The 17,515-nt window shown below is 34.9% G+C and carries 16 protein-coding genes; 4 read left to right on the forward strand and 12 right to left on the reverse strand.

All coding sequences use genetic code 11. From position 1 onward, the window contains the following. Positions 1–22 precede the first annotated feature (22 nt). Genes ACONDI_RS12535 through ACONDI_RS12550 form a run of 4 tightly spaced genes read right to left on the reverse strand, consistent with a single transcriptional unit; the run spans position 23 to position 4,068 of the window. Positions 23–1,882 carry an FAD-dependent oxidoreductase gene (locus tag ACONDI_RS12535; protein WP_241078890.1) on the reverse strand — a complete coding sequence of 620 codons (1,860 nt, stop codon included), beginning with the start codon at positions 1,880–1,882 and terminating at the stop codon, positions 23–25. Further along, entirely contained in the window at positions 1,879–2,226 is a 348-nt protein-coding gene (locus ACONDI_RS12540; RefSeq protein WP_241078891.1) for a (2Fe-2S)-binding protein, read from the reverse strand. Before ACONDI_RS12540 ends, ACONDI_RS12535 begins: the two co-directional genes overlap by 4 nt. A gap of 32 nt (positions 2,227–2,258) precedes the next feature. Continuing rightward, positions 2,259–2,597, reverse strand: a complete 339-nt coding sequence (gene yedF / locus ACONDI_RS12545) for a sulfurtransferase-like selenium metabolism protein YedF (protein WP_241078892.1) — start codon at positions 2,595–2,597, stop codon at positions 2,259–2,261. A gap of 55 nt (positions 2,598–2,652) precedes the next feature. After that, positions 2,653–4,068 carry a stalk domain-containing protein gene (locus ACONDI_RS12550; RefSeq protein WP_241078893.1) on the reverse strand — a complete coding sequence of 472 codons (1,416 nt, stop codon included), beginning with the start codon at positions 4,066–4,068 and terminating at the stop codon, positions 2,653–2,655. A 302-nt stretch (positions 4,069–4,370) separates the two neighbouring features. Between ACONDI_RS12550 and ACONDI_RS12555 the strand changes: the two genes are divergently transcribed. Beyond that, the gene (locus ACONDI_RS12555; protein WP_241078894.1) at positions 4,371–5,981 is read left to right on the forward strand and encodes a stalk domain-containing protein; all 1,611 of its coding nucleotides are present in this window, start codon (positions 4,371–4,373) and stop codon (positions 5,979–5,981) included. A 46-nt stretch (positions 5,982–6,027) separates the two neighbouring features. Continuing rightward, a complete protein-coding gene (locus ACONDI_RS12560; RefSeq protein ID WP_241078895.1) occupies positions 6,028–6,861 on the forward strand; it encodes a hypothetical protein in 834 nt (277 codons plus the stop codon). A gap of 2 nt (positions 6,862–6,863) precedes the next feature. Here the strand turns inward: ACONDI_RS12560 and ACONDI_RS12565 are convergent, their stop codons facing one another. Beyond that, positions 6,864–8,975 (reverse strand): CCHC-type zinc finger protein, encoded by a 2,112-nt coding sequence (locus ACONDI_RS12565; protein WP_241078896.1) that lies wholly within the window; start codon positions 8,973–8,975, stop codon positions 6,864–6,866. A gap of 184 nt (positions 8,976–9,159) precedes the next feature. On the opposite strand from ACONDI_RS12565, the gene ACONDI_RS12570 reads away from it, so the two are divergent. Beyond that, on the forward strand, positions 9,160–10,071 hold the full coding sequence (locus ACONDI_RS12570; protein WP_241078897.1) for a BON domain-containing protein: 912 nt from the start codon (positions 9,160–9,162) through the stop codon (positions 10,069–10,071). 71 nt (positions 10,072–10,142) lie between these two features. Here ACONDI_RS12570 and ACONDI_RS12575 read toward each other — a convergent pair whose 3' ends face one another. Further along, the gene (locus tag ACONDI_RS12575) at positions 10,143–10,892 is read right to left on the reverse strand and encodes a SurA N-terminal domain-containing protein (RefSeq protein WP_241078898.1); all 750 of its coding nucleotides are present in this window, start codon (positions 10,890–10,892) and stop codon (positions 10,143–10,145) included. A 311-nt stretch (positions 10,893–11,203) separates the two neighbouring features. Between ACONDI_RS12575 and ACONDI_RS12580 the strand changes: the two genes are divergently transcribed. Beyond that, entirely contained in the window at positions 11,204–13,201 is a 1,998-nt protein-coding gene (locus tag ACONDI_RS12580; RefSeq protein ID WP_241078899.1) for a SpoIIE family protein phosphatase, read from the forward strand. Between the two features lie 100 nt (positions 13,202–13,301). On the opposite strand, the gene ACONDI_RS12585 is transcribed toward ACONDI_RS12580, so the two are convergent. The 6 genes from ACONDI_RS12585 to ACONDI_RS12610 form a co-directional block, all read right to left on the reverse strand. Beyond that, positions 13,302–13,763, reverse strand: coding sequence for a chemotaxis protein CheX (locus ACONDI_RS12585; RefSeq protein WP_241078900.1), 462 nt, complete (start codon positions 13,761–13,763; stop codon positions 13,302–13,304). Then, complete coding sequence (locus ACONDI_RS12590; protein ID WP_420848205.1) at positions 13,763–14,179, reverse strand: bacteriohemerythrin; 417 nt, start codon at positions 14,177–14,179, stop codon at positions 13,763–13,765. The genes ACONDI_RS12585 and ACONDI_RS12590 overlap by 1 nt, the downstream gene beginning before the upstream one ends. A 97-nt stretch (positions 14,180–14,276) precedes the next feature. Then, the gene (locus ACONDI_RS12595; protein ID WP_241078902.1) at positions 14,277–14,723 is read right to left on the reverse strand and encodes a PAS domain-containing protein; all 447 of its coding nucleotides are present in this window, start codon (positions 14,721–14,723) and stop codon (positions 14,277–14,279) included. After that, positions 14,723–16,309, reverse strand: a complete 1,587-nt coding sequence (locus ACONDI_RS12600) for a hypothetical protein (protein WP_241078903.1) — start codon at positions 16,307–16,309, stop codon at positions 14,723–14,725. The genes ACONDI_RS12595 and ACONDI_RS12600 overlap by 1 nt, the downstream gene beginning before the upstream one ends. 2 nt (positions 16,310–16,311) lie before the next feature. Beyond that, entirely contained in the window at positions 16,312–17,112 is an 801-nt protein-coding gene (locus ACONDI_RS12605) for an ABC transporter ATP-binding protein (RefSeq protein WP_241078904.1), read from the reverse strand. Positions 17,113–17,272: 160 nt separating this feature from the next. Then, positions 17,273–17,497, reverse strand: a complete 225-nt coding sequence (locus ACONDI_RS12610) for a hypothetical protein (RefSeq protein WP_241078905.1) — start codon at positions 17,495–17,497, stop codon at positions 17,273–17,275. Positions 17,498–17,515 lie beyond the last annotated feature (18 nt).

The raw sequence follows: 17,515 nt of genomic DNA on the forward strand, positions 1-17,515 counted from the left end.
TATTCCTCATCCACTGCTATCATCATTCATTTAGGAAGTTATTTATTTTCACAGGTCTAATGGGCATTCTTTTTTTGTCTGGCAAGATTTCTTTTGAATCTTTTAAGTCTAAATATTTATTTAGTTTTTTGGTAATCAGATTACTGCATGTCCTTCCCTGGCATAAACCCATCCCGGCACTTGTCCTGTTCTTTATTCCTTTGATCGACCTTGCACCATCTAAGATTGCATCTTCTACTTCTTTCTCTGTAATCTCTTCACAGCGACATAAAAACACATCGTCTTCTAAAACAACTTCTTTACTGCATGAATTTTCACTTTCACTACATGACTTATCCATATATGAATCGTTTTCCCAGCCATCATATTTGCTAGCAATATTTCTTACCTCATATACATATTTTTTTGGAATTATCACGGTTATCACAGCAGTCTTATTGTACTCGGGTTTTAATTGGACTTTTTTGACCTGGCCATCAGTAATACAATTGCCTTCTCTATCAAGACATGCTACCTGCTGTCCTTTTCTTGGGAGGGGCAGATATTCATACGGCATAGTCACAAGAGCCCCGTCATCACTGTAGTTCTCATCAACCACAAATATTGCAAGCCCAGGACAGGCGTGAACACAGCTTGCACATCCTGTACATTTTTCTACTTTTAGCTCTGGTAGATCTATTATAGAAGGTTCTATGCTTATAGCTCCAAAAGGACATGCACTAACACAGGGGTTACAAGGTATCTTCTCATAGCATTCGATGCAGGCCCTTGGCCCTTCTCGCTTAAATTTATCTTGGAAGTGGTTAGTATGTTGCTCATCAATAATTATCATATTATCAGTTTTACTATCAGAAGGCACTTTTCTCAATTCATCAAGACTCATTTGAATATTCTTTTTGCTTTTTTGGTAATCCTCATTTGAAATCATCTTTAAGCTTTTTAGTATATTAATCCCTGCAAGCCTTCCCTCTTCCATGGCAGTGCTTGCCTCTTCTACACCAGAACCGTCCCCGGCTACGAATATCCCCTGCTTTGTTGTTTCCAAATTTTCATTACCAAATTCACACCCCACAAGGCGACATAAATCCACTTGAGGAGATAATCCAACAGCAAGACACAGAGTATCAGCTTTAATTCTTTTAGTCTTATTAGAATTAGCTACTGGTTCTATACATACTTCTTCTACTCTGTCTCTGCCCGTTGCTTTTACAACAGTATGAGAGGTATAGATAGGCACACCCGCTCTTTTTAACTTATCAAGGTGCACCCTGTATCCACCTATGTCACTTGATGCTTCTACAACGGCTTCTATATTCGCACCAGCCTGCATTAGTTGGTATGAAACAATCAAACCTACATTTCCAGAACCCACCATTACTATTCTTTTTCCTGGCAAAACACGATCAATATTTGCCATTGTCTGAGCCGCTCCAGCACTCATAACTCCAGGCAGAGTACTTCCCGGGAAATAAAGACTATTTTCTGATGCTCCAGTAGCGATAAGGATTTTCTTAGCTTCTAATATTTTCTCGCTGCCTTCTTTGTTATCTATATATCCTATTTGATACCCCACACCCTCATCTTCTGGGTTTAGCGAAGCTAAAGAATCAAAAATCCCATATACAGGGCAGTCAAGCTTTATTTCGCCGCCATATCTATTAACCTCATCCAAAAGCCTTTCACCTATCTCAAAACCTCTTACACCTGCCTGATGTTTGGTACTACCAAAAAATTTGTGAATCTGTTTGAACAGTTGACCTCCGGGTCTAGGGTTTTCGTCAAGTATTACTACATCCAGGCCTCTTTTCAAAATTTCAGCCGCACAGGAAAGCCCTGCAGGGCCAGCACCTATAACTGCCACCGAAGTCTTTTTAATTTTCATCTCTCTTCATCTCCCCATCTGCCAGAGCCCACCTGGGTAAAAATCTTCATACCTTCCTTTACAGCTGTCACACATGTCCTAACACCCGGAATTCCATCAACTATCATCACACAGTCCGTGCACCTACCTATACCACAAAAAATACCTCTTGGCTTTTTGAACCTAGAAGTAGTCCTAAACTTATATATTCCATTAGCACTTAATGAAGCGGCTATAGTTTCGCCTTTTTTGGCCTTTAGCTTTATACCATCAAAAAAAATATTCACCCAAGTTTCTCTATCATCTTTACCGAGAATAGGGTGATCATCAATTCTTAGATTTTGAGGTTGATTTTTTAGCGACATAAAAGATATTCACCTTCTTTAAATTAATTAGTTTAGATAGTTATGACTTTATTTGCCTCTGCTAGAAGATCTCTTGTCTTGTACATATTTCCTACTTCTCCTACAGCAACTTTATCTTTTAGCTCATAATAGTCCAAGCATGTACCACAGGCTGATATTTTCACTCCTCTTTCTTCAAGCTGGCGCAAATTATCTAAAACGTCGGAGCCACCTATGACAAGCTTTACCCCGGCATTTATAAAAATAATATTAGAAGGGAGGCTATCACCTTCTGTGAGAGTATAAAAATAACTTTCCATAAGTTTTCTTCCTAGATTTTCATCTCCTCTACCAAAAGAATCAGAAGTAATTAATAGTATATAGCTATCCATAGGCAGTCTCATCCCTTTCTAGCAGCATAAAATATAAATACGTGTTTTATTAGTTTTAATTCACATTTGGATTCAAAGCAAAGGGTTGAGTGTAAGTTCTTCCCCATCTATTTACCACAACTCCTCTTACAAATACGGTGTCTAGATCAGATACATTGATACTTTTTCCTTCACCGAATTTACTTGTTCCCTCACCTATCCATTTTATTTTATCATAATCTTCTGCTTTTATTTTTATCTCTTTCTCATCAACTTTTACTTTATTAATCTGAGGCACTTTCTCATTCCCACTACCATGTTTCTCATAACTAAAGAAAAAGGCCCCATTCTTCATACTTTCTCGTAAATTTTCTTCAGTTAATTCAGGCATCAGCATGTATTGGTAATTGTTAGAAAGCTGATACTCTTTGTGCATATCATCATTGCTGTAACCAAAGACTGTCCTTTTTGGCATCATTACGCTGTTAATATTATCCCAGATTTCTCTTTCTTCAGGATGTCTATCAAGCATATTATAAACTTCAATTCCTACTAAAGGCTCCATATAAAAATCATTAAATAGCTCTACATACCACTTGGCTTTTTTGTCATATCTACCCGGATGAAACATAATTGCTAACCCATCTTTATTATTAATTTCCTTCAAAGCATTTTTCTCGCTAGTTTCTGTAGCATCGCCATAGCTGTTGAAAAAACTTCCAATATGATTGGGCTTACTTATTTCGTTACCTTCTACTGCTAACATCCCTAACTCATCAGGGTCTTTGCCGTAATCCGTCCAGGGCCAGGTTGTCTCTTCTGTCTGCAGGGTATCATGACTTGTTATAGATAGGATATCATATCCTGCCTTGTGATATCTAGAAATAGTCTCAACAAAGGATAGCTTTCCATGGCATTCTTCAGTATGGGTATGAAAATTAGCCTTATACTGATTGATGGTTTCCCAATTAATATTCTTGTATGGGTTATTAATAATAAATTTGTCTTCAGGGTACTGTGAATGTGAATTAGAGGTGAGTGGATTTTCATTTTGAGGCTCTGCTAAAATTTTTGTTTTTATAACTTTTTCTTCGCCGTTAATTTTGCCAAATTCCTCTTCATCATTCCAAAAAACTTCACTGCCAAGAGATTCTCCGATAAATCTAAAGGGCACAAAAACCCTCCCTTCATGTATAGCTGGCGTAACATCAAGTTCAGATTTGTTGCCGTTAATGTAGGCTTTGTTTGAATCCACCTCAAGCTTTACAGTTACATCGCTATTTTTACCCTTTACAGTTCTTTTGCTATCATTCCAGGAAACTTCCGTGTCTAGCTTTTCAAATATTTTTCTCATAGGAACTAAGAATCTGCCGTTGGTTAGTTTTCCTTCAACAATTGTTTCAGCTTTCACAATGGTGCCGGAGAAGCCAAATAACAAATAAAAGATTAAAACAATACTAAAAAACCATACAAATCTTTTAGTGTTAGTCATTTATTAATCACCTTTTTCTAGAAACCAAAAAACTTTGTTTTGCTAAGCTTGAACATAATTTATCAAAGATAACTTCTACAAATTACTCTTATACCCTCCAAACTCATGAATTTTAATTATTTAAAATTATGTTTGAGAACCAACTAAAAATACTATAACTTATGTGAATAGCTGTTTGCCCCAATTTATTTTAACAAAAATCATGTTATGTTAATAAAGGGCAGATTCAAGTGGTGGGAGATTAAATAAAAATATGTTAAAATCTAAGTTAAGCTAGTAAAAAAGAGCGGGGTGTTCTCCTTATGGCAAAAAGTACCAAAATATATTTGCTATTTTTACCTTTTTTGATATTTATGTTAACCGCTAGTATTAGCGCTTCACATGCAAGTAGTCCATCAGCGGATATTGATAATGATCAAATTCTATCAAATGTATCGAGTAGGCTTCAAGATAAAAAAACCCTACAAGACAACCCCCATCTTGCTGATGCAAGAAAACAAGAACCTTTAGAAGATAGAATTTTTGTAAGAGGTCAGAGCTTAACTTACGATGTTCCACCTTTTATAGAAAATGGCAGAACTTTGATACCTGTTAGAACTATTTCTGAAGAATTAGGAGCCGAGATATATTTTAGTGAAGAAGACAGTAAAGTAACAATTGAAAGAAATGACAAGGAGATAGAGCTAGAATTAGATAGTCAGGTAGCAAGTGTAAACGACGAAAGTGTAGTTCTAGATAGCTCACCAAGAGTTGAAGATGGCAGAATTTTTGTTCCTTTGAGGTTTATCGGCAAAACTTTGGGTGACAGTGTAACTTATTTAGAAGAAACAGGTGAAATAGATATAGGGTTAAACGAATATAAAGATAAAGCAGAAAATAATATTTCAAACGATCAAAACAAAGACATAACCAGCGTTCGTGAAGATATCGGCAGAAAGTTAACTTCTGAAGTTCTGACTGATGAAGATATAAGTGAATTTTATCGTCAAGCAGTTGATATAGGAGATGATATAAGTAAGGCAAGGCAAACAAGAGATGAATTAGGTGAATTAATTGATAAGAGAAGAGCACAGCTAGGACTTGGAGATTTAGATGATGTAGATGACATAGACGACTTAGATGAACTAGATGATGAAGGTTTAGATGACGAACTAAATGACGAAGATGACATAGATGACACAGATGAAGATACTGATGACAGTGATGTCGAAGAAGAAGAGGAAACTGAAGATGATGCACCATTTTATGAGGTAGAATCCTGGGAAGAAGAAGATTATGAAGATCACAATATAGATAATTTTAAAGAAAATGATTTGTTCCAAGAAAGAATTGATTTAGAAAATATTGATTATCCAAGACTTAATGCAGCTATCTTTTATCATACTAATTTTGCAAGAGACAACGAAGGCTTAGAATCTTTGGATTATAACAAAAATCTTGAAGTGGCCTCTTTTAATCATTCAGTCAAAATGGAGGAAAATAACTTTGTAGATCATACAAATATGTACGATGGCACGCGCCGAAATCCTAATGACAGGGCAGAGTTAGCAGGGATCCAAAACCCAATGATAGCAGAAAATATCGCTAAAACCCCGGTACAAAAAATACTAGATGATGATGAAATCGAAAGCGGCGGAGGCACAATGGAAATTGAAGTCGAGATAACTGAATTAGAAGAAGCAGATAAACATACCTATAATTCTTTTGCAAAAGAAGTGGTAAGGGGCTGGATGCACTCAGAAGGACATAGGGCAAACATTTTGCATGAAGAGGCCCTAGAACTTGGCGCAGGAACATATCTTTCTGACGGGGATATACCTAGCATACTATCTACTCAGAAGTTTCAGCTACACGATGAAGTAACAGAAGATGATGAAGGTTATGAAGATGAGCTTGATCCGTACGAAAAGTAAACTGTCTAATTAAATGTTAAGCTGATCACCAAGGAGAATCAATATCATGTTTAGCTTTATATACAGAAAACTTGAAGGAGTGTACGTTGTCTACTTTTCAGTTTGTATATTGGTCTTGTCATTTTTGATGGTATATTTTTTTGACCTTCAAAATGCATTTGGGGTCAGGGATTTTTTTGTAGAACAATACGATACCTGGCCTTTCTTTTGGTATCACTGGTTCAAAAACGGCGGACCGATTGAAATTATTCAGTATTTGTTTCTTGGGTTAGCATCGCTTGTATCTATAAGAAATGCTAGTATTGATGCTAGCATTAACAATAATAACACCCGGCACCTGAAAAACTTTTGGTATTTGATGGGGTTTGCCCTTTTACTGATGCTAATAGAAGACGCTGGTGACCCTAGACATACAATAAGAATTTATGTTCAAGCTATTGTAGGAGAAGAGGAACAGGGCTTCTTTGGTACTATGACAGAATTAATATACTTTTGTGCCCTTGCTTTCTTTCCGATATATGCCTTTTTAAGATACGGGGGTAGAACTCTTTATCAATCAACAAAGACAAAAATTTATTTTCTTATAGGTTTTCTTTTTTATGCTATGGCCACCGGAGCTTCTTTTGCGGGAAGTGCTTTTCACAGCCTTATCGACAAAAACTTTTATATGATAACCGGAAGGTATTTGTTAGATATTTTGGTAACTCTCGGGGACCAAAAAACAGCCGAACTCTATTCAGTTAATAAAGACTGGATTAGTTTTTATCTTATGGATTCACCTGTAGAAGAAAGCCTAGAACTTTTGGGCGCTTCATTACTCCTTGCAGCATGTATTTCATACGGAAAAGGCTTTATACTTTACAATTATAAGAAAGAGTAGACTTAAAATTTTTCTTTTAAGTCTCTCTCATTAAATACAACAATCCTATCACCATCAGTTAATTCGATAATGTCATATTTTACGGGTAATATATCAATAACCTCCATTACTACACCAGGTTCATCCGTTTTATTTTTTTCGACAAAACTGTTCAACTCCAAAAAACTGCAATTAAGGTCATTTAGTCCCTCCGAAAAGACCACCCTAATAAGATCTGTGCTTCCTCGGTACTTTCCATCAATATGCCGAGGAGATATTCCTGCCATTTCATCAAAAATTTCAGAATTATCATCTAAAAAGATAAAATCAAATTGCCCTGATGTCTTTTCACTTAGCAGATATTCAAAATTTGCACAGTTTGTCTCATACATTTTGCCAGTACCTTCACAGTATGAACAGCTAACCCTGCCAAAACCTCCGCAGGTTTTGCAATTTTCCTTTTTAGTACCTTTACAGATAACACATCTAGTAACTCCTGATCCAGAACAAATTTCACACTGTTTGTTTTCTATTCCTGCACCATTACAGTTATCACATCTAATCTCACCGTTTTGACATCGACATGTCCCAATCTTACCTGTTTCATCACATTTATTGCAAGACATTTCTGTAGTTTTTTCTCCAGGCCTTTGACCTCTATTATGACATTCGTTGCATATTGCACCATCCCCGCTGCATAGCGGGCATATATAACCTTTCTGCCTACCCTCACCTTCGCATTCAGGACATTTTGTCATCCATTCTGTTTTGCAGGGGCATTTTTCCATTATTTCAACCACTATACTGCCTCTGCCTTCACAGTTATCACACCCCAAAAATCCTTTGCCATCACATAGGCCACACTTTTTGTAGCCCCCACTGCAGTAAAGACAGCTACGCTGGATCCTACCTATACCATTACATTCAAAACATTTCATATACCCATCTTCACATTCTAAGTTACTACAATCGACTTTGCCCACATCACAACCAGAGGGACAGTTTTTTAACCCTCTACCATCACACTTGTTACACAATAACTCTTCTATTTCAAAAGGAAAGGTATAACTGCCATTTTTGACCGGGAAAAAACTATTTTGAAGGGTATCTTCAAGCTCGTCCTTAACTCTCAAAAGTCCTACCGGCATTGAGACAAGTTCTTCTTTTTCTCTAGATATTTTTTTCTCTTTAGTTATATTTCTTATATACTGATGTTTTGATACTACAAATAGATAACCAGCTTTTTTTGAAGATATTTTGATATTTTGATTAAAAAGCTTATGCAGCTTGTCTAGCCAAAAGTCTAAATCTTTTTGTAGTAATAACATATAATCTTCAAAAGGATCCAATGGGGAGACTATATTATTAAAATTCTCTAGTCCTGAAACTTTTTCAAAACTTTCTCTTTCTTTTTTTAGTTCATCATAAAAAACAACTTTTAACATGGGGGCAGAAGATTCTTTTCTTTTACTATCACGGGACAATTCAAAGTCTCCACTGATAATTTTCTCTAAAAGATCTCTGTCTTTTTTGATAATAGCTTTTTTTACCAAGTTTTCGTTATCAAACTCTTCTAGAGGATCTGCTCCCATTTTCAAGAAAATCTCTATTAATTCATTATCTTCTTTTTGTACTGCTTGACCTAAAAAATTATTAATATCAACAAACCCTGATGCAATAACTCTCGTTATTAACTCTATATCTCTTTTTTTCACCATATTATTTATATCAAATATTTCTTTCGAATCAACCTGTCTATTAAAAAGCTCAAATCGGGACAAACTGGTAGATAGTGGTGTTTTGTCTTTGGGTATATACCACAAAAGAAAAAGCCTGAATATAACAAGCAATGAGATAAATAAAATTAATATATTTTCATACTGAAAAAAGCTAAGTATTATAATCCCGGCAAATAAACCCTTGCCTATAATAGAAGCGCACAATATAGCCCAAGTTATTCCAAGCAGCACAAATATTAACAGCAAAACATAATGAAGCATCAAAGGCTTTGAAAGACCAGTTAAGTATAGGCTGTAAAAACCAAATAACAAACCAAAAAAAACAAAGCTAAGGCTTTCTGTTAATATATATTTTCTGTTGTAAAAATCCTTTAGCTTAACAAAAATCGAAAACAACAAAGATAGCCCCCAATCCTCTTAATCACTATTATAACAAAAATAGTATTTTGCACCATTAACATAGAGTAAGTTAACTCTTAAATTTCTAAAAATTTTTCAACCATCTTAAATTTTTTTGCAAATTTCTAGCCTCCTTGCAAAATACTAAGTAATAGAAGCATTGCGCAAGGAGGTAATTTTTATGTCAAAAAACAGCAATAATCAAAAGCAAAAAGACGAAAAACTTAAAGCTAAAATAGAGAAAGCCATAAATAACGAGAAAGATTTCTCCGGCTATGATATTAATGTCAGGGTAGTTGATGGACGTGTAACTATTTATGGTGTAGTTGATGTCTTAGCAGAAAAAAATCATGCCAAAAACGTAGTAGAATCTATCGATGGTGTTAAGGAAGTGGAAAATAACCTTACAATCTCTACAGATGGCCAGATTTATGATGGACATATAAATATGGAGGTCCGTCAGGAAATAGACGGTGATCCCAGGATAGATGATGCCTCAATAAAAATTTCCTTAAGAAAAGGCAAGGCCATCCTAGAAGGAGAAGCAAAAACCTTGGCAGAGAAGCAAGCCGCTGAAAAAGCTGCAAGTAAAGCAAAAGGAGTAACAAGTGTTATTAATAAAATATCTGTAAACAATGAAGAAGACTTGGATGATGCTTCTATAGTTAATGAAATCAGGCGATATTTCTCCAAAGAAGGTATTGGAGATAGATTAGAAGTTACCTGTCATGATGGAAAGGTAAAAATTACAGGCATAGCAGACAAAGAGGAAAAAAAGAAGTCTAAGGAACTTGCTTCACAAGTCCCTGGAGTAAAAAATGTTAGTGTAAGTAAAATTAACACCAGACTTGGTGAGCTAGATCACGGCGCAGCAGCTGCAGAAAAAGTAAAAAATGCTTTTTTGGAGGATGAAACTTTAGAAAAACTTCCTATACAAATATATGAAGAAGAAGGTCATCTTATTTTAGACGGTATTGTTGATGATACCTCACAAAAAAGAAAAATCGACCAAACTCTTCATTCTTTAATGGAAGAATATGGCCAAGACCTGATCGCAGTTGAAAATAAAATCCGCCTCAGACAAGACAACTAGCTAAAAAAGTTTTCGGGGAGCTTTTTGCCATCCACGGCAGAAAGCTCCCCGTTATTTGTTTAAATATTGTTTTAAATATGCTTTTCTATTTCAGCATCCTCTTTTAGCTCTTCTATAATAGGACCAATATTTTCCTGAATAATCTGGTCCCCTGCCATGTCTTCTAAATCACCTTTCATATCTTCATAGTCATCTAATTCTTTCTCTGACGGCATTCCTTTTTCTTCTGCCATTTCCATCTGCGCCTCTTGTTGTTCGTACATTTCTTTTAGTTCTTCTTCGGAAAATTCAAATTCTTCTTCTCCAATTTCTTCTCTTACAAGTTCTTCTATTAAAAGATACCTTTCAATATCTTCTTCTACTTCACCCATAGTTGCACCCTGCTTCTCTAACTGCTGTTCTAGCATTTCTTCATCCATACCTTCCGCAGCCATTATCTGTTCAAGTTCCTCTTCAATATCTCCTTCATCTACGGTAAGTCCTTTTTCTTCAGCCTTTTGTAAAAGTAAAGTATCTTCAATGAGCTGATCTAAAGCGTCAGGTTCTATCTCCTCTCTCATTTCTTCTTTTTCTGCTTCGTCTATTTCTTTGTCCGGCATTTGTCCTCCCATCATCTCGATGTTTTGCTCAACAACTTCATCTAGTTCTGCTCTTGTAACTTCTTCATCATTTACAACTGCTACTACATCATTTTGGGCTTCTTCTTCACCATTTTCTTCTCCTTTTTGGCCTTCCATCTCTTCGCCACAACCGGCAAAGAATATTATAGAAATTACAAGCATTGTTGTAATAGCCAAAAATGTTGACTTTTTGAAAAACAATACAATACCTCCTAACAAGTTTTTATTCTGTGCCTGTCTGGCTAATTTAGTATATAATATAAATCTACATATAAATTAAAATTAAACATTTTGTAAACTAGATAATATGTTAAGCTTTTACAAATACATTGTCCATAATGTGCCAAAATATACTACATATGAACATCTAATTTCACAAACTCAGCCTTTAAACGCTAATTTTCAAGCTTCAACCCAATTAAGAAGGAAAATTATATAGCTTACTAGAAATATTATTTAAGTAATACTTTTAGCAAACAAAATTATTACATTTGCAGGGGAGTATACCCAACATGGAACATATTATTAACGAAAATAGTAAAAACTTCAGTCAGGCCGTTTTGGATTCTATACCTGCTAATATTGCCGTGCTTGATTGTGATGCAAATATAATTGCAGTTAATAAAGCCTGGCATAAATTTTCTGCGAATGCTGACTCTAAAAATCAAAATAGGTCTGTAGGAGTAAATTATATAGAAGTTTGTCAAAAAGCAAAAGAAGCTGGCGAAGATGTATCAGAAGTCATCTCAGGCATTAAAGGCATATTGAATGGGAAGAAAAGCCTTTTTGTCCATGAATATCCATGCCCGGCTCCAGGCGGCAAAGAATATTGGTTTTTGCTTAGAGCTGCACCACTTGTTTATGAAAATAGCCTAAATGGAGCTGTTGTTTTTCACTTTGACATCACAGACAAAAAGAAATCAGAAAGGTCTCTCAAAAAAAGCGAAGAAAAATTTAGAAGTTTCGTTGAAAATGCACATGACATCATATTTACAGTTACAAGCAATGGAATTTTCACATATATGTCCCCTAACTGTAAGAACATTCTAGGATATAAAGCCGAAGAAGTGATTGGCAAGAGTTTTATGCGTTTTGTACACCATGACGATATTATCAAATTAACCAGAAAATTAAATGAAAAAGCTAAAGAACATTCAGGAGCAAAAACAAAATTATTAGGTACAGAAAGTATTGAGTACAGAGCCTGGGACAAGTTTGGCAATTATAGGTGGTTATCTGTAAAGACTTCTCTATTAAGCTATGATAATAACAAATTTGAAATCATGGGGATAGCAAGAGACATCACAGACCAAAAACAAATGGAAGAAGAGCTCGATAAACACTATGAAGAACTTGAACACCTATATGAAGAACTAGACAAAGAAATAAATAAAGCAAAAGAAATACACGAAAAAACCCTGCCATCAAAATTTCCTGAACTAACCAAAGCTTCTATATCTGCATTTTATCAACCAGCAGAATTCATTGGCGGGGATTTTTATAATGTAATCAAAAATAACAACCAGTTAATCATTTACCTCTCGGATGTCACAGGTCACGGGTTAGATAGCGCCATGATGAGTGCCTTCATTAAGAATACTATTAATACTTATATTTCACTTACTGAGGAAAATATCTATCCAGAAAAATTAATGGAATTCTTGGCTAAGCAGTTCATTAAAGAAGGATATCCAGAAGATTTATTTATATGTATCAGCATAGCAGTGCTTGACCTTGACAAAAACACTCTTCAATTCAGTAATGCCGGCATCCATGAACTACCGCTTATTAGTTATCCAAAGAGGGATAACACCGAAATAAAAATCTGTGGACTTCCAATAAGTTCTGCCATTGCGTGGAAACACTATAATTTTGAAAATAAAGAAATTAATCTAGAACCGGGTACTACGATTTTATTTGCCACCGACGGACTAGCCGAACAGATTTCTAGCAACAAACCTTACAAAGAAAAACTAGCCAAAACTTTCTATGAACACAGCCACTTACCTCCAGAAGTCATAGCGGAAGTAATAAAGAACGATTTTGCCAATTTTAACAATGGGTTTTTGCAGGGTGATGACGATATCACTTTTCTCATCCTGCAGCTAGATAAAGAAGATAAAATAACATATAGATTTGAAATTGATAGTGATTTTGATGACGTTGACTGGGTTATCCAAAAAATAACCCCAAAACTACCTAATATAGAAAAAAGCCAGCAGATGTTAATTGCTATTCATGAATTAGCAGCTAATGCTATTGAACATGGCAACAATTATGACCGTAACAAACAAGTTACCATAGAATTTAATCTTGTTGAAAATGAATACATGATGGTATCAATCGAGGATGAAGGCGAAGGCTTTCACTGGGAGCAAAAACTTAAAACCTCTCTGGAGCTAGAAGGAGAAGAAGAGAGAGGAAGAGGAATCTCAATCTCAAGGGTAGTAAGCGATGAAATATGCTACAACCATAAAGGAAACAAAGTCTACCTAATTATTAATCTCTAAAATGATTCTGGTGCAAAAAGTCAGCTATATTATGTAAATAGACTTTTGCACCAGAATCAAAATTATATATAATGGAGCTTAGTTCTTACTTTTTTTATATTTACTTTTCTTTTATGGAAATATTTATATCAAAATCTCCTATACTAGTTTTAAGGGGGAGTACAAGAGCTTTTTCTGCAGCCATTGATATTGACTTATTCTCTCCTATAATTATCTGAGGAGGTACAATATCACAGTTATAATTTTCCTGGTTTAGATAGGTAATAGCGTTACCGCTAATAATATTTGCAACTTCTCCAAGGGCCGAGGTAACAAAACTATCTAGCTTGTCCATCTCCATTCCTGACATTATTTTTACAATCTCTAATGTCATATCTTCCGGAAAGCTATACATAATAGTTCCAGATAGACTTCCTGTCACCCCTATCATTACATTTGCCATCCCGCCGGAGACTATATCTTCAACAACCCCTAAATCTCCCCTCTCAGTTTCTATGTCTAACATGTTCCCAAAAACATCATTGGTCGCTTTATAAAACGGGTTTACAAATTCAGCTTTCATTATTCTTCACCCCCCTGGCTTTCTACAAACTCTCCAAGTTTTTGATCATCTCCGGCTACATGGTATATCAACCAGGTCATAAGCTTGCCGCTAAACTCCTGCAGTAACTCCTCATCATAACCCTCTTTTTCAAACTTATCAGCGAATTTTCCAATTTCACCTTTAAACCTTTCATGAACCTGTTTGTGTTCTTCTTGATAAGGGTAATTAATCTTCTTTTGGAATTCTTCTTCTGAGTCAAAATGTGTAACTACATAATCTTTCATGAAATCCAAAGTTTCTTTAACCTTTTCAAGCTTGTCCTCCCATTCCCCTTCGCTTCTCACTGTCTTGATAAAATCTGACACTCTGTTAAAGAGCTCTTGATGCTGATTGTCAATCTCCTCAACACCAATTCTATACTTTTCTTTCCACATGGTCATTTTGCTCCCCTCCTATACATTAATAACCTTTCTTAAATGCCATTAACTAATAAAAGTTTTTATTATTCTTTTCATTTAGTCTTTTAATTCTTTAAATCTTCTTTTTTTCCTTCTCTAACAGCAATATTTTATCTTTTTTGTCTCTTTCCTCGTTAGTTCCATGAAAAGTAAATACGCGAACTTTAAATTTGTTTACTGCCCCATCAATAACCGCTTCAAAGTTTAATTCCTCTTCTAAGTCATTGTTAAAAATTAAATCTTTAAGCTTAGAAACAATAGCCTCCGATTTTTCTTCATCATCTATATCCTGCTCCATGAAAATTTCGCCAAAGAGGATCGTTACGTCCTCACCATAAAAATCAGATTTAGTAAGTCCAGTATATTTTTCAAAAAACTCTTTCCATGCCTCATTGACAAAGTACACCTTCCCTTTACTATCTATCGTTGCAAGAGGCATTGGCAGGGAATCAATAATATCTTTATAGAAAAAGGTATCATGAACAAAAAACATTATATTTTTTTCAAATTGCTCATCCATCAAAAAGCCCTCCTCTCCTTATCAATCTCTAAGTCATCCCACTTTGTTTCACTAAAATGCATTGATAGTACAAATACAACCATACTAGTTATATTCAACGCCCACACTGACACTTCATATCCATATTGACTCAGAAAAAAACCTAGAGTAATTACAATAATATAATATGAATAATAAACCATGGATGAAAACTTGTTGCTATACTCCATTATATTTAAGAGAAAAAGCAAAGATTCTATAGATGCAAATAATAAAGTCATAAAAACAAATAAATTAACAAATATCATAGGCCCTAGATCTAGGTTAACCCACAGTAAAAATACTACAATTCCTCCTATTAAAAATTGTAATATAAATCTTGAAATCCACAAGTTCCAAATTATAAACGAGTTTTTCAGGGGCGATAATATAAAATATCCAAAGTAATTAACAGCAGGTTTAAAAAAAGCCCTTACCCCAAGGTTAACTAATAGCACTAAGAAAATCACACTAAATATCAGATAACTCTTTTCTCTTATCTCCAAAACTAACAAAACAAGTAAAAAAAGCAGAACAAGACTAAAGTAAACCATTGAATGTAAAATATTAATTTGGTTTCTCATAACAAGCTTGTATTGAGTAATCATTAGGAGCAAAAACCTTCTAAATGGCGATATTTTTCTTTTAAAGAGCCTAAGCCAGCTTATTTTAACAGTTGGCAGGGCTTTCTTTTTGGCTGATAATCTGACCTTTTCATAGCTAACCTGGTAAGCAGATTTTACTATCAAAGATCCTGTAAGAAGGGTTACAAGAAGCATAGGGAAAAACAAAACTGTAAGCCTGAAGGTATCTATAGGATCTTGAAGCACCAAATCTCTTATAATATCACCAGTTATAGCCAAAAAGAAAATCAAATCTATATAACCCTCGTAATTAGCAATCCAATGCACAAGCTCGGAAAGAATAACTTCCTGTCCCATTGACATGAAAAAAAGCCATAATACTATCAATAGAAAATTAAGTAACATAGCAGCATGAAAAATCCATTTTATTGATACTATTCTTACAATCAGCATTACAGTAACTATACCAATAGCCACTGGAACAATCATATAAAGATAGCTAACTATTATAATAGCTAAATAATTATACCAGGGTGTAGAGTACAAAATACCAAGCCCAATTAAAGGACCTATACCAAAAAAAAGCAAAAGAAAATTGTTAGCCATCGATAAGTACGACGATTTCAACAGCCTAAGCAAAAATAAAAACCAGGGTCTAATTGGGGTGGATAACAAAAAATTAAACTCTTCATTAAAAAACTTATCCTTGCTATCTTGAACGCTAGAAAAAAAGATAATTATCGTTACCCAAATTAATAATATCCTGGTCACTAAATGAGCCGATTCATTTTCATCCACCGGGGAAATCTCTGTCAAGTATATATTAAACAAACTATAAAAAGTAAGTATAAGGCCAGCCATTCCAAGAGCCATCAAGAGAAACAACCCTAAAGCATATTTGTAATTGCTGGTCAGCGAAGGAAATTTCCCCTTAAACATTTTTATTTCTTTTCTGAAGAGGTTCTTATAAAAATTATAATTCATTTTCAGTCAACCTCTTTATTTGAAAGTTTTTCAAGTAATTTTTTAATCCTGTTGGTCTTTTCTGTGCCTGACTCTTTGCCTGTAAGCTCTATAAATAAATCTTCTAGGTTTCTAGCTTTTCTTGATAACCTAAGCAAATTATCCGGACTTCCAAAAGCTAATAGTTTCCCGTTATGAATGATAGCTATCCTATCACAAAAACTCTGGGCACTTTCTACCATGTGAGTTGACATAAACACTGCCTTGCCTCTTTTTTTATAACCCTCAAATATTTCCTTAACAACTTTTGTACTGTGAGGATCTAAGTTTGAGGTCGGCTCATCACAAAGAAGCAAATTAGGATTATGTATAAAAGCAGATATAAGCGCAGTCTTTTGTTTCATTCCTTTTGAATACCCTTTAATAAACTCGTCCATTATATGTTCCATATCAAACAAATAAAAAAATTCTTCTATCCTGCTTTCAATATTTTCGGGAAGTTTAGTATATAAGCCGGCTATAAAGCGGACAAATTCTCTTCCTGTCAGATTATCATATAAAAAGGGATCGTCTGGTACATACCCAAGCTGTGACTTAGCATCAGAAGGACGACTTATCAAATCATAACCATCAATGTAGACTCTCCCTGATGTAGGCTTTAAAACTCCTGCAGATATCTTCAAAGTAGTTGTCTTACCCGCTCCATTAAGCCCCAAAAAACCTACTACTTCTCCCCTACCCACATCCAGGCTAAGATTTTTCACCGCTTCATTTTTGCCATATCTTTTAGTCAAACCTTTGATGGACAAAATACTATCAGTCACCTTTGTGTACACTCCATTCTATAACATCAAATATTCCTTTTTACCGGGCTTTATTTAATATTATTCTTTTCTCACTAATAATTTTCCTTTTTGTAAATCAGCAAAAACTTTGCAAATTAAAAACTAATAAAAAAGCCATCGGAAACCGACAGCTTTTTTATTAGAAAATAAAGTTAGTCACAATATTAATTAGTACATAAAAGAAACCGAAAAGCAGAGCGGTCTTAACGCTATCTGCTAACACACGATATTTAACCCTTGATCTCTCAAAGATACTTGCCCTTTTCTTAGCGGGAAAATAGTTAAACAAAAACCACAAAACAGCAAACACTGCCATCCCAGCAGCTAACCCTATCACATCACCAACCTCAACCGATATATCCAAAAATAATCTACTCCTTTA

It is taken from the genome of Natranaerofaba carboxydovora, from assembly GCF_022539405.1.
Classification (GTDB): domain Bacteria; phylum Bacillota; class Natranaerobiia; order Natranaerobiales; family Natranaerofabaceae; genus Natranaerofaba; species Natranaerofaba carboxydovora.

Bases quoted from the DNA above. Each gene is read 5' to 3' on its own strand.
- ACONDI_RS12585 (WP_241078900.1), bottom strand. From the start codon at position 13,763: ATGAAAGCTGAATTTGTAAACCCGTTTTATAAAGCGACCAATGATGTT.
- ACONDI_RS12560 (WP_241078895.1), top strand. From the start codon at position 6,028: ATGTTTAGCTTTATATACAGAAAACTTGAAGGAGTGTACGTTGTCTAC.
- ACONDI_RS12540 (WP_241078891.1), bottom strand. From the start codon at position 2,226: ATGTCGCTAAAAAATCAACCTCAAAATCTAAGAATTGATGATCACCCT.
- ACONDI_RS12535 (WP_241078890.1), bottom strand. From the start codon at position 1,882: ATGAAAATTAAAAAGACTTCGGTGGCAGTTATAGGTGCTGGCCCTGCA.
- ACONDI_RS12550 (WP_241078893.1), bottom strand. From the start codon at position 4,068: ATGACTAACACTAAAAGATTTGTATGGTTTTTTAGTATTGTTTTAATC.
- ACONDI_RS12580 (WP_241078899.1), top strand. From the start codon at position 11,204: ATGGAACATATTATTAACGAAAATAGTAAAAACTTCAGTCAGGCCGTT.
- ACONDI_RS12600 (WP_241078903.1), bottom strand. From the start codon at position 16,309: ATGAATTATAATTTTTATAAGAACCTCTTCAGAAAAGAAATAAAAATG.
- ACONDI_RS12570 (WP_241078897.1), top strand. From the start codon at position 9,160: ATGTCAAAAAACAGCAATAATCAAAAGCAAAAAGACGAAAAACTTAAA.
- ACONDI_RS12590 (WP_420848205.1), bottom strand. From the start codon at position 14,179: ATGTGGAAAGAAAAGTATAGAATTGGTGTTGAGGAGATTGACAATCAG.
- ACONDI_RS12595 (WP_241078902.1), bottom strand. From the start codon at position 14,723: ATGGATGAGCAATTTGAAAAAAATATAATGTTTTTTGTTCATGATACC.
- ACONDI_RS12555 (WP_241078894.1), top strand. From the start codon at position 4,371: ATGGCAAAAAGTACCAAAATATATTTGCTATTTTTACCTTTTTTGATA.
- yedF (WP_241078892.1), bottom strand. From the start codon at position 2,597: ATGGATAGCTATATACTATTAATTACTTCTGATTCTTTTGGTAGAGGA.